This window comes from Pokkaliibacter sp. CJK22405 (genome assembly GCF_046614695.1).
Classification (GTDB): Bacteria; Pseudomonadota; Gammaproteobacteria; order Pseudomonadales; family Balneatricaceae; genus Pokkaliibacter.
Window position 1 is genome coordinate 295,121 of record NZ_JBKKHQ010000001.1, and the last position, 12,558, is coordinate 307,678.

The window sequence follows — 12,558 nt, forward strand, 5'->3', positions numbered from 1 at the left end:
TCGCTTTTTATCTTCCCCGCCGGTGACCAGGCCTCTGAGTTCTCAGGGGCTTTTTATTTTCCCTTTCTCCACCTTTAAGCACAGGCTTCTGACCTGCGTCAGTGCGATCTTTCCCCTGCCCTCATGCACGATATTTACGCAGTCTTAAACGGGAACCGATCTCAACAAATACGTACCTAATGGGAACTTCCACCGCTTTTATGATTTTGCCTCGCCGGCTTCTGATGAGCGGCAGGCATGCTGCAGCCATAACAACAACGGAGACTTATCATGCTTGGACATCGCCTCGGAAATTTTGCACTTCCTCCGACGGCTTATACTCAGGCAAACCGTTCCACTGAGACGTTAAGCTCCCTGCAAATGCAGGATGGCAGACGCTACTTCAACCCGGCGGCGGTGGATGCTGCTTCGGGCAAAACCCTCACGCCTCGTCAGTTCGCCAAGACGCCGGAATTTGGCGACTTCAAGACCGAATATCATGAGCTGATTGATACCGTTGCCGGTCACCTGATTGAGAAGCATGAGCCCAGCCAGGCCTTCAAAAAGCAGTTGCTGGAAAAACGCCCCGCCGCTCACCCAATGAGCAAGCCTGAACTCACCCACGCTCAGGTTTTGGAAGAAGCCCTGCTCGAATTCAACAAGCTGGAGAAGAACAAGCAGCCCGTTCCGGACTGGTTAAGTGCGCTGGCAACGCTGCATGATGCCAAACGTCGCCTGTTTGACTTCAATGATTCGGGCACCAACCCGCATTACCCCACCGATGATGAACTGGCGCTGGCCTATAACGGCACCAAGAAAGAACTGGAGAAGTTTGAACGGCTGCTGCAAAAGCCGCAGTTCACAGCCGAGAACAAATCCCAATGCGCGATTGAAGTCGGCATTGCCTCGGGCAAGTGTGCGGCGGGTCTGGAAGAGGAAGCACAACAGCAGCAAACCATTCTCAAATCCTCAAGCGCCAGCCTGCCCCATAAAATTGCCACCATTCGTGATCGCATGGCCTTGCAGCATCTGGAGAATTTCGCCGCCTCCCTTGATCTCTATGAAGGCAACCTGCGCCACGGAGCTGTCGCGCTTTATAACGGTGTACGCTGGGAGCTGGGCCTGGGTGAGCTGGTCGGCGAGGAAGGCAACTGGTCCACGTCACTCAATGGCTTTGACGGTGACCCGGAAACCAATCTCAATAATGCGCTTGATAGCCTGACCCTTTTTCTGACGGCAACGGCCGTGGTATCCCAGGTCGCCGTGGAAGGCTTTCAAAGCCTGAGAACCATTCTGGCAGGCTTGCCCTCCGCCAAAGACAAACTCGATGAGCCGCTGGATGAGATGGACATGTACGCCATCACCAAGGAGCTCTCCGCCAACAAAGAGTACAAGCAGCTAAAAGAAGGTTACGGCAAGGACTTCGAGCTGCCGGTCTCCCTGATGTTTCGTCAGGATGCCGACGACAATTACCACTTCACCAGTAACCCGCTGAAGTTTGAACTGCACCTGATGCAGTTTATGAAAGAGAACCACCTGGGCGTGGAAACCTCGCCTGTTGCCGTGATGTCGCGCCAGTATAAGGATGAGATGGGGATGCCTGTCAGACAAACCCTGGCCCGCTGGGATGACCTGCATTTCATCGCGGAAAACCGGGTTTTTAAGAAAGGCGAGGAAACGCCTGAGTTCAATTTCGAGCAAGCCGACTATGAATTGCTGGATGCCGCAGCGCTCAAGAACTTTTCCTTCACGGATTTAACAGACCGTACGCTTTCCGGCCACGGTCGCTATCGAAATCAGATCGTGATTGACCCGGACAAACTAGTGATGGCCCGCTCTTCTCTGGCGCAGGCCATTAAGAACTCCACGCCCCACGACCTGCTCGCGCTGGGTAATGACTGGTTCTATTTCGTCAATATCAAGAAATCTGAGGACAAGGGCTGGTTTGATCAGCTACTTCACAAGATTGATGAACAAAGCGAAGGCAGCGGCCGTATTGAAGATGTGAATAGCCTGCTCAGCCAGATGGATCGCGCCTCCACCATCAAAGTAAATAGCCATGTGAAGCTACAGGCATTGCTCAGCAAATCCGCACCCACGGACTTCATTCTGGAAAGAGCCTCGCAAGACAAGGAAGCGGTTTACCAGCCTTTGCTGCTCGGCAACCGTAATCCGCTGAGTCCCCAGACCCTGCTGGATCTGCTGAACAAGGTGGAACAATTCCCGGCTGGGGCAGAAGGTATGGATCTTGTGTCTGCGCTACAGAAGGGCTGCAGCAATTATTACGACTATTCCGAAATTACCAATGCCTCCCTTCAGGTGAAGAATTACCTGCTTTCCAGTATGTCCCGAGCGGACATTCTGGCTTTACCTCAGAAAACCATGGCTCAGCTGAGTCGTCTCGAAGTGGGCCAGGTTCTGGCCAACCTGATGAGTTCCATGGACACCAAGCTGCCAGGCAAAGAGCGACTGGATGAGCTTAACCGGATGATTAACACGGTGGACCGCAGTTCAGCAGTGGCCCTCAATAGCCTCATCGAGCTGCAAAGTCACCTTATTCAATGCACGCCTGAGGATTTCATCAGCGAAAGCAGCAAGTCCGGCTACCATCCCTTGCTGATGAAACGAAACCCCACTCTTGCTCCCGCCACCTTGTTGGCGCTGCTGAAGAAGACCGACGAGTTTCCTCAGGGCAACAAGGGCCTGGCACTGATTTCCGCATTACAGCAGGGCTGCGATGAATACTCTGAATATCCGGCCATCAATGATGCCTCCCTTGAGCTGAAGGCCATACTGCTGGGTAACATGAGCGCCGATGAGATTCTGCAGCTGCCGCACTCCACCACTAATGACTTCAATCGCAGCGAGAACGCCATGGCTATCGAGCTGACACTGGACAAGCTCATGGGTGAAAACCAGGGCGATATCAGCCTGGGTGATATCGAAAAAACCCTCAGCAAATTCAGTAACCACTCGACCAAAAAGCTCCAGACCATCGAAAAGCTGCAAACGCTGTTGCAGGCCAAATCCCCGGCTGACTTTATTGATGACAAGAGCACCACCGGCTATGCCAGAATGCTGAGAGGCGCACATTATCCGTTCAGTCGCGAGACGTTGCTCACCCTGCTGGAAAAGACGGATAAGTTCCCCCCAGGCCAGGCCGGTATGGGCCTTTCCAAAGCGCTGCGGCAAGGCTGTTATGACGCCGAGAGCCATGCCTCGATCACCAGCGCAGCCAACGCGCTGAATGACCACTTACTTGAAAACATGCCACCTGCAGAAGTGCTGAGGATGGCTGACCAGTATCTGCTGAACTTCCCTCTTGCCCAGTTGGCGAAAAGTGCTGAAAAGCTGCCTGCCGAGCAACGCCCCAACTGGCTCGCTGAGCTCAGTACCCGGCGCAGTGACATGGCCTATTATCGCTACCCTGTTGATCAGCTTATTCATGAGACGGCGCCCTTCCTTCCGCCTGCCGCACGACAGGGTTATGCCGCGATGATGCTGAACAAGTTCGATGCCAACAATGAAGAGCGGCTGACAGCGGCGATTGAACACAATATGCCGGATATGCTGATGGACATTTTGGTCACTCAGCGCGCCAGGGAGATGAAGAAGAATCAGGGCAAACTGTCCTATGCCTTCTCCAAACTGAAAGATCCGCAGCGTCAGCTGGCCCATGCCTTTCGCGAATACAGGAATGATGAGAACTACCGCTCTCTGGTGCATATTGCCGCCATGAAAGGTAACGGTGAGCTTGTGCGCAAATATGCCACCAAAGAGCTGGCAGCCGGCAAGGATTACTATGACTGCACGCCTTTGTATGCCGCCATCCGTGCCAAGCAGGCTGGTGCGATCAGCGCCCTCGTCAACCTTAATCCAGAGGTGCTGAATGGCGCCGCAACACTGCACTCCAATAATTTCGTCGATATTTCGCACCTGACCTCTCGTGAAATCCGTGCCACGCCAATCAGCTGGGCAGTGCTTAATCAGGATTACGCATCCATGGCAGAGCTCCTTAAGCTGGGAGCAAGGATCGAAGCCCCTCAGGCCAAACCAAAGCCTTCAGAAATCGTTATGAAGCTTAAGGATACCGAAGCGCTCAAAGTACTGATGAAGGATAAAACTCCCGGGCAGCGAACCACATTTCTTGAAGCCATGCTGACTAACAGTGACAACCTGAGTGGCGAGCAAACCAGGATGCTCAAAATGATGGTGGAGATCGGAGCCACAGTCACTCCGGCAGCTCTTCAGCAGGCGGAGCGTAAAAGAGACAAGAATACGCTTCAGGCACTTATTCCACTGGCGACTCCCGACGTGTTAAACGGCTGGCATGAGGACGAGAACCTGCTCTTTAATGCCGTGAGCCGTTATGACTCAGAAACCGTCCAACTGCTGCTGGAACATGGCGCGGACATGAATATCAGAAGTGCCAATGGCCGCACGCCTTATGAAGCTGCACCCAGCTCGATTCGACATATTCTGGATGAATTCCGCAACCAGCAGGAATCAGCCAACTGAGTATGTTCAGAAACCAGATGTTCAGGCCCTTAATTAAAGATTGAGCTCTGGTTTCACTCATCACGACACAGATTGTCGGGGTTGGTGGGATAAACGGCACGGATTCACTAATCCTGCGTGGAACCTTATCGGCCCTTTAGATACCTAATCGGAAAATCCCCCATTTCTCCTGGCTGACACGGTTTCTTATAACTCGCTCGTTCGCACAAGAGAAACGCGGAGCACGCATGCATCGGCTGCTGATGCCGTAACACTGGAGCATAATGATGCTAGGAAATCGCCTGGGTCATGTCTTTATCCCCACCTCTGCATACCAGAACACGCAGCTGCCCAATCAGGGACAGCCATCCTCTGCGGCGCATCAACAAAACGGCAAGCTTTATTACAACCCGGGTGCGATCAACCCTTACACCCGGCAGATGCTAAGTCCGCGGGACTTCTCCCGCAGCTATGAATTTCATGCCTTCAAATCCCAGTACCACGGCCAGATTGAAGAAGTGGCCGGTCATCTTTTCGAGCACAGCGAGCCTGCGAAGAAGTGGAAGCAGGAATTTACCGCCAAAGTGCAAAGCCAGAGCTTTTCCAGAAATGTGGGCGTCAGCACTCACCAGTTGCTCGAAGAAGCCTCGCAGCAGTTTCATAAGCTGGACCGCGAACGTAAGCCCATTCCGGAATGGCTGCGTGCTGCCTCCACACTGCGGGATCTGAAAACCCGCCTGTTTGATTTCCGCTCTGACGGGAAAAACCCTCATTACCCTACGGACGATGAGCTGGCGCTGGCCTACAACGGCGTCAAGAAAGAGCTGGAAAAATTCAGCGAGATGCTGGGACAGCCAGGTTTTACTGCTGAACACAAAGCCCAGAGCACCATTGAAGTCGGCATTGCTGCCGGTAAATGTGCGGCCGGTCTTGAGGAGGAATGTCAGCAGCAACAGGCCAACCTGCGCTCCTCCTCAGCAAGCTTACCGTTAAAGGTCGCGAATACCCGTGACCGCATGGCCCTTCAGCATCTTGAAGGAGTGGCCAAAGGCTTTGGTATTCGTGAGGGTGTGCTTCGCCATGCGGCGGTTGCGCTTTATAACCAGGTGCGTCATCAGAATGGTCTAGGGCCGCTGGTCGGTGAGGAAGGCAACTGGTCTACCTCCATGGAGCGCTTCCAGCGTAAGGGACACCATATTCCCAGTGTGATCAGTTCAGCCAACAAAAGTCTCAATGAAGCCCTGACTGCCACGGCTATCGTGGGGCAGCTGGCCACCGAAGGCTTCCAGACCATGCGTTCTATCGTTGCCTCCCTGCCTTCGGCTCAGGGCAAGCTGGATAAACCCATTGATGAAATGGAGATGTACAGCATTGGTCAGGAGCTGTTCAAGAACAAGGAATACAACCAGCTTAAAGAAAGCTACGGCAAGGACTTCGACCTGCCCCTTGAGCTGCTTTTCAAGAAAGACAGCGATGATAACTACCACTTCACCGGTAACCCGATGAAGTTTGAACTGAAAATGATGCAGTTCATGTTCGATAACAATATGGGCGTGGATACCCTGCCCAAGCCTGTGATGTCGCGTGTGTACAACGATGAGTCAGGCATTCCCGTTCGTCAGACCGTGGCACGCTGGGACGATCTGATGTTCGTTGCGGAAAACTACGGCTCCAAAAAAGGCCAGCCTGCGCCAGCCTTTGATTTTCGTACCTCGGACCATGAACTGCTGGATGCCAAGGTACTGAACCAGTTCTCAACCCGTGAATTGCAGCAAAACGCCCCTTACCAGTACACCTATAACAGTGCTCATCAGAACCAGACCCATCAGATTGAGCTTGCCCGTGGCGTTATGAAACAGGCCATGCAGAACACGGACATCAATGATTTGCTGGAGCTGCGCCCAAGCTGGTTCCAGTGGATGCAGATGAAGAAGGAAGATCAACCAACACTCAGCCTTGCCATCAACCAGATTGATGAGAAAACCAAAGGCCCGGAGCGGCTGATCAACGCCAGCCGACTGCTGACCCAACTGGACCCACGTGGTCATTATTCCGTACTGGAAGACTCGGCACTTCAGCGTTTGATGGCACGCAGCAAGCCCGAGGACTTTATCGATCCTTTCCAGGAAAATGAACTCAGCCCATTTCTGCAGCGCGGACAGGCGACCCTTGATCCCATCACTCTGATTGATTTGCTGCGCCAGAAAGAAAGCTTCCCACCCGGCAAGCAAGGCCTGGAGCTGATTCAGGCGATGAAGCGAAGCTGTAACTACAGCGAGCCGTTCCCGGCCATTTCAGAACCGATGAAAGCGGCGCAAAGCTATATTCTTTCCAACATGTCACCCAAGGATGCGCTGGCTCTGCCACCTGAACTGATGCGTGACCTGCCCTTGTCCGTGCTTGCCGCAGGCAGCAAACAGCTGATGCTGGAGCAACGCCAGCCCTGGCTGATGCATGCAGCGGCCCAGTGGCAGCTCAGCCAAAGCCAGCCGGTTTCCGTTAATGATGTGCTGGATGCCACCATTCAGCATGTGCCTGCAGATGGCCAAACCATTTACTGCAAGAACCTGCTTAACCACTTCAATGCCACCAAGAGTGAACGCGTTAATGCGGCGCTCAAGCATGAATCCATGGAGCTCCTGTTCGACACTTTGGTCACACGACCTGAGGCCAAGAAGTCCAAGCACAGCCTGCACTTTAGTTTCCGCAACAAAGATGAGCATCAGAAGCTGCTCTCAGCTGCGCGCAAATACAAGGATGAGGCCACTGGCGAATCCATCATGCACATTGCCGCTCGCATGGGGAATGCCGAGGCTATTCGTGAATTTGCCGACAGCGATATGGCAGCAAGGCGCGACTTCAAAGGCAATACGCCGCTGATGAATGCCATCGCCAACCATCACGGGCCGGCAACTCAGGCATTATTGGCGGGTGATTCTCAAAAGCTGAATAAGCCCATCAGCATGAAATTCCAGAATTTTCCTCATCTGGCAGCGACCTATGGCCAGGCCTACGGCTCACGCATGGACGTCACGCCTTTGACCTGGGCGCTGATGCACAATAACAACGCCGCCGTGGCTCAGCTGATCTCTCAGGGTGCAGATACAGTCCGCACGGATACCTCGCCATCGCCCTTTGATATCGTGGTGAAGTCCGGCAACGTCGAAGGGATGCATTACCTGACGCAAGGGCGTCATCCGAATGCTCAGCGTGATTCGCTGAACCACCTCCTCAACACGACACAAAATAACAGCCCCAATCGTGTTCAGTTGGCTCAGGTGCTCATGAGCAATGGCGCTTTTGCCGATATCAATATGATGAAACGCGCAGAGAATAGCGGTGATATGCACATGCTGCGCAGCATGATCCCGCATTCTTCGCCCGTCACCCTGAACAGCTTCGACTATCAGGGCAATTCATTACTGATGAACGCCATTGGCCGTAATGATCTGGAAACCACCATGCTGTTGTTACAGCACGGAGCCGATCCCCAGGCCCGCAACATGTATGGTCGTAACGTCTTTAATATGCAGATGTCAGCGGACATGTACGAACTGCTGCAGCAGCGTGAAGCGTTCCGTCAATACGAACCGGCTCATATGCGCTTCCAGTAAAGGTTTTTTTGAGGCACAAAAAAGGGGCCATTGAGCCCCTTCTCCTTTTACCCTTTTACCCTTCTCTCATTAAACCTAGCTCGCCAGCCGTACGGGATTCAGCGCTTCATCCCCCACCACGGTGATCCACTCTTTGATGTGCCAGGCTTTCACGATACCACTGGTCACATAAACATCACCGGAGACAAATTCCTCAACAGCTCTGCGGTCATGGGCCTTAAACACCAGCACCCCCTGCGGGTTGCCTTCCATGGTGGCACCACCCAGCACCAGCAAACCATCATTCACGGCCAGATTGCAGTAGGCCAGATGCTCGGCACGGTAGCGCTCACGCTTTTCCGGGTAATCAAAGACATAATCGTAAACTAGCAGGAAATGTTTCACGGATCGGCTCCTCTGTGGATGCTGATGCTTCTCCCTTGCCATTCCTTCCCTTTACAGACCTCAAGCGATGCCTCTGCGATTGTGCACCTGCAAAACTTCTGGGGTCAGTTCAAAGAATGAGCAAGAAAAAAGACTGCACCAACCATGACTAAATTTATGGCCCAGCGTGCTTCTAGCTCTCCAGCGCCATCCCCTGAGCACGCCAGTGCTCGATGTCCTTACTTGGCGGCAAGCCGAACATCCGTGCGTATTCACGGCTGAACTGCGACGGGCTCTCATAGCCCACCTGATGCCCGGCCTGAGCGATATCACACTGGCGGGAGAACATCAGGCTCCGCGCTTCCTGCAGGCGAAGCTGCTTCTGAAACTGCAGTGGCGTCATATTGGTGACGGCCTTGAAGTGCTGGAAAAACGCCGCGGAACTCATGCTGGTGAGATTGAGCAGCTCTTCAATATCAAAGGGCTTGCGAAACCCTTCGCGCAGATGAGCGATGGCGCTGGAAATACGGCGAAGACGGCTGTCCTGCTGGGCGATCTGCATCAGCATCGCGGCAGACTGCCCCTGCGCCAGCCAGTAAAGCATTTCCCGCTCCGCCAGCGGTGCCAGATAGTTCAGGTCTTCCGGTTGCCCATCAAGCAGAGAGACCAGACGCAAAGTCGCATCCAGCAGGCGCTGATTAATTTCATTCACCACCACCCCCGAGGTCGTGCCGCGCATGGCCGGAGGCTGGATGTTCAGCTCCAGCAGCATGGAGCTCAGGCTTTGCTGGTCCAGTGTCAGCTTAAGGCCCAGATAAGGCTTCTCGATACTGGCCTCGGTCACACAGCCGGATGCCGGCATATCCACCGAGACGATCAGGTATTTGGAAGCATCGTAGTGATAGACCTCCTGACCGACCATCGCCTTTTTTGCCCCCTGCAGAATCATGCAGACCGAGGCTTCATGCACCCCATGATGAACCATGTTGGGCGTGGTGCTTCTGACCAGTGTCAGGCGCTCAAACGCGGTTTTGAAAACGCCATCCTGCGAACAATGACGGTTAACCAGATCAAGCAGTTCGCGATTTCGAATCGCTGTATCCATCAGACAGATTTCCTGTAGTTGGCCCGGCAAGCTGCGCTTGGGGCCGATGTCGATTCGGGATAAAGAATCATGCCGGCGTGATGGAGCACGCCGTCAATAAAATAGCCCTGGGTGGCGTATCCTGCATCATCGCAATAGTCGATTTTGTTGCGGTAGATCCGGTATCGCCCCTGATACGCCAACTGGTGCCGGCCACGGTGTTCCAGATAGCGACCATCCGGCAGCAGCGACTGGCAGATAAAACCATCAGCACTGATCCAGCGGCCCCAGTAGCCTTTTGCCGCTTGCAGACCGGCGCGCTGCGCCAGTGACTGCCACAGGCTTTGGCGTAAACTGGCCAGAGGGCGAATCAGCCGCTTCAGTCCATGCCAAAGCCGGCGGCGCGCCAGACGCCAGTAACCCAACTGCCCTAAACGAAACCGGCGGCGCTGGGTGCGGGGTTCATGACCCCGGCACACCAGCCAGCAATACGCCGGAATTTTGCGCCGTTTCAGCATCGCGCGGTGTTCTGCGCCGGATACCTTTTCCGAATCCTCGCCACTCATCCGCCCCACCCACTGGCCACACGCCATTCCGAAGAGGCAGGCCACAGGGGAAAGTTTCTGCCTGCGTCATTTCGCTCTGAAGTCTCGGGTTCTGCATTCGGAATGGCGCTCTCATTCACGGCAGCCGCCGCCAGCCTCTGGTAGTGAAAAAGATCATAGACGCCATCCACCAGCTCATTTTGCAGCGCGATAAAGTCCTTCATGTGTGAGGTACGAAAATGTGCCTGCTGACTGGCGATATCCTGCCAATGCTCATAGCTAAACCAGAGGCTGGGGTCATCCAGCGATTGATGCACCTCAAAACTGTGGCAACCGGCTTCCTGACGGCTCGCGGCAATCAAGGACTGCAGCGCTTCGCCAAGGGCCTGGTTACGACCTTCACGGGCACGGATAAACGCCAGTACGGTAATACCCTGTTCGGTATCGAGTGATGATGTGGGGAGCATAGTCCTGATCCTCAAGCCATGGCGACGATGCCGCGGTGATAAACCCCGTCATCATCCTGCTGTTGTAGGGCGGCGCCATCGTCGGCGTCTTCGACAAAATCGGTGGAAAGGCTCAGCATTTTCCAGCTGTTCATCTCGGTCTGTCGTTCCTTGAGAGCATCCTTGATGTAGCCATAAGCATCCGAGCCCGCGATAAAGCGCTTCGGTTGCACGGCTTCACGGCTTAGTGCCAGCAAGGCACTGGCGAGTCGGGCAGGATCGCCCTGCTGGCGGTGGTTCATCGCATCATTGGACTCCCGCAACGTTTTTCCGGGCTGCTGATAATCCTCAATGGCGCTGTCTTCATAACGCACCGATGCCTTGTCGAGAAAATCCGTACGCATGTAGCCAGCTTCCACCAGCGTAACGCTGATACCAAACTCACTGACTTCCTGCGCCAGGCTTTCCGAGAACCCTTCAATGGCAAACTTACTGGCGGCATACAGGCTCGCACCGGCAAAGCCGACCACGCCACACACCGACGAGAGGTTATAAATCTGGCCGGAACGTTGTTCCCGCATCAGTGGCAGCACCTGTCGGGTCACATCCATGACGCCAAACACGTTGGTATCGAACTGCTGACGGGCACGCACCGGATGAATGTCCTCGAAATAGCCCAGCTGACCGTAACCGGCGTTATTGACCAGCACATCCACCCGACCGAATTGCTCGCGCACATGACAGACGGCGGCCTGAATGCTTTCACTGCGGGAAATATCCATGGCCTGCAGGCTAAGATTCGCTTTCTCGGCGGCCGTAACATCAGCAAAAGCGGCTTTGAGCTTTTTAAGATTGCGCGCCGTCGCCACAACATGCTGACCTTCACGCAGGGCTTCGCGGGCAATGCTGTGGCCGATACCGCGATTGGCACCGGTAATCAGCCACACTCGTGACTGCAGGGGGTTGGACTTCTGCCGGATCGGCAGCGTGGTGGGATTCAAGTCGCTGATCATTGACGCTCTCCCGAAGAGGTATGAGGGGTATCGCATACCGTTAGGATCGCAAATGACAGCCTTTAGGCGTTAGACGGATGATCCGGGGTTCTTGCCCAATATTCCAGCATGGGCCACATTAGCCCTTCATCAAGGATAAAAACGTTCCGGCACGCCGCAGACTCAGCAGGGAGATCCCATGGCAGGCGCACATCCATGGACCAGGCAACAACTACTGATCGCCTTTGATCTGTACTGCCAACTCCCCTTCGGGCGCTTTCATTCACGTAATCCGCAGATTATTGAGTGGGCAACCCGTCTTGGCCGAACCCCCTCTGCACTTGCCATGAAGCTTGCCAATATCGCCAGCGTTGATCCCCAGTTTATTGCCACTGGTCGTGCAGGGCTTGCAGGCGCCTCGCGCAGTGATAAAGCCATGTGGGAGGAAATGACTCAGGATTGGGACGGTTTTGCCGTCGCTATTGAGCAGGCCAAAGCGGCGCTCAGCGGAATTCCTGCTGATACCAACGACGTGAGAGAAAAGCAGGCTGCCGATTATCTGGGCGTTGACCGCCTCATTACGGCAAAAGCACGTGTGGGACAAACCGCCTTTCGACATGCAGTACTCAGTGCTTATGAGCACCGCTGTTGTATTAGCGGTCTGGATGCACCTGAGCTGTTAATTGCCAGCCATATCGTGCCCTGGAGTGCAGAAGCTCAGCACCGTAAAAATCCCAGTAATGGCTTATGCCTTTCGGCGCTGCATGATCGGGCCTTTGATCAGGGCATGATTTGTCTGGATAACGAATTCAAAGTGCAGGTATCTGAGCGACTTAAAGCCTCCGACAACCGCTTTATGTCGACCAGCCTGCTAGTATTTGCCGGCCAACCGATTCAGTTACCCGACAAATTTCAGCCAGACCCGGCTTTTATCGCCTATCACCGCGAACATATCTTTATGGATAACCGCGCCTGAGATCTTCAACACAGTTAAGAGTAAGGAGCGAAGAGCTAAGAGCTAGGAGCTAGGAGCTGGAA

The 12,558-nt window shown here is 54.2% G+C and carries 8 protein-coding genes; 3 read left to right on the forward strand and 5 right to left on the reverse strand.

The annotated features are described in order from the left end of the window. The first annotated feature begins 270 nt into the window (after positions 1-270). Together ACKC9G_RS01410 and ACKC9G_RS01415 are read left to right on the forward strand one after the other, a co-directional pair. The gene (locus tag ACKC9G_RS01410; protein WP_411403144.1) at positions 271-4,497 is read left to right on the forward strand and encodes a hypothetical protein; all 4,227 of its coding nucleotides are present in this window, start codon (positions 271-273) and stop codon (positions 4,495-4,497) included. Between the two features lie 266 nt (positions 4,498-4,763). Further along, the gene (locus ACKC9G_RS01415; RefSeq protein ID WP_411403145.1) at positions 4,764-8,090 is read left to right on the forward strand and encodes an ankyrin repeat domain-containing protein; all 3,327 of its coding nucleotides are present in this window, start codon (positions 4,764-4,766) and stop codon (positions 8,088-8,090) included. Positions 8,091-8,165: 75 nt separating this feature from the next. Here ACKC9G_RS01415 and ACKC9G_RS01420 read toward each other — a convergent pair whose 3' ends face one another. The 5 genes from ACKC9G_RS01420 to ACKC9G_RS01440 form a co-directional block, all read right to left on the reverse strand. Beyond that, on the reverse strand, positions 8,166-8,474 hold the full coding sequence (locus ACKC9G_RS01420; RefSeq protein ID WP_411403146.1) for a YciI family protein: 309 nt from the start codon (positions 8,472-8,474) through the stop codon (positions 8,166-8,168). Positions 8,475-8,646: 172 nt separating this feature from the next. Beyond that, on the reverse strand, positions 8,647-9,558 hold the full coding sequence (locus ACKC9G_RS01425) for an AraC family transcriptional regulator (protein ID WP_411403147.1): 912 nt from the start codon (positions 9,556-9,558) through the stop codon (positions 8,647-8,649). Then, positions 9,558-10,103 carry an Atu4866 domain-containing protein gene (locus ACKC9G_RS01430; protein WP_411403148.1) on the reverse strand — a complete coding sequence of 182 codons (546 nt, stop codon included), beginning with the start codon at positions 10,101-10,103 and terminating at the stop codon, positions 9,558-9,560. Before ACKC9G_RS01430 ends, ACKC9G_RS01425 begins: the two co-directional genes overlap by 1 nt. Continuing rightward, entirely contained in the window at positions 10,100-10,549 is a 450-nt protein-coding gene (locus ACKC9G_RS01435; RefSeq protein ID WP_411403149.1) for a putative quinol monooxygenase, read from the reverse strand. The genes ACKC9G_RS01430 and ACKC9G_RS01435 overlap by 4 nt, the downstream gene beginning before the upstream one ends. Before the next feature lie 11 nt (positions 10,550-10,560). Further along, complete coding sequence (locus ACKC9G_RS01440) at positions 10,561-11,541, reverse strand: SDR family oxidoreductase (RefSeq protein ID WP_411403150.1); 981 nt, start codon at positions 11,539-11,541, stop codon at positions 10,561-10,563. A 178-nt stretch (positions 11,542-11,719) separates the two neighbouring features. On the opposite strand from ACKC9G_RS01440, the gene ACKC9G_RS01445 reads away from it, so the two are divergent. Next, positions 11,720-12,496 (forward strand): HNH endonuclease, encoded by a 777-nt coding sequence (locus ACKC9G_RS01445; RefSeq protein ID WP_411403151.1) that lies wholly within the window; start codon positions 11,720-11,722, stop codon positions 12,494-12,496. Positions 12,497-12,558: the final 62 nt, after the last annotated feature.

Excerpts from the sequence above, each read along its gene's own strand:
- ACKC9G_RS01445 (WP_411403151.1), top strand. The coding sequence starts at position 11,720 with ATGGCAGGCGCACATCCATGGACCAGGCAACAACTACTGATCGCCTTT.
- ACKC9G_RS01415 (WP_411403145.1), top strand. The coding sequence starts at position 4,764 with ATGCTAGGAAATCGCCTGGGTCATGTCTTTATCCCCACCTCTGCATAC.
- ACKC9G_RS01440 (WP_411403150.1), bottom strand. The coding sequence starts at position 11,541 with ATGATCAGCGACTTGAATCCCACCACGCTGCCGATCCGGCAGAAGTCC.
- ACKC9G_RS01430 (WP_411403148.1), bottom strand. The coding sequence starts at position 10,103 with ATGAGTGGCGAGGATTCGGAAAAGGTATCCGGCGCAGAACACCGCGCG.
- ACKC9G_RS01435 (WP_411403149.1), bottom strand. The coding sequence starts at position 10,549 with ATGCTCCCCACATCATCACTCGATACCGAACAGGGTATTACCGTACTG.
- ACKC9G_RS01410 (WP_411403144.1), top strand. The coding sequence starts at position 271 with ATGCTTGGACATCGCCTCGGAAATTTTGCACTTCCTCCGACGGCTTAT.
- ACKC9G_RS01425 (WP_411403147.1), bottom strand. The coding sequence starts at position 9,558 with ATGGATACAGCGATTCGAAATCGCGAACTGCTTGATCTGGTTAACCGT.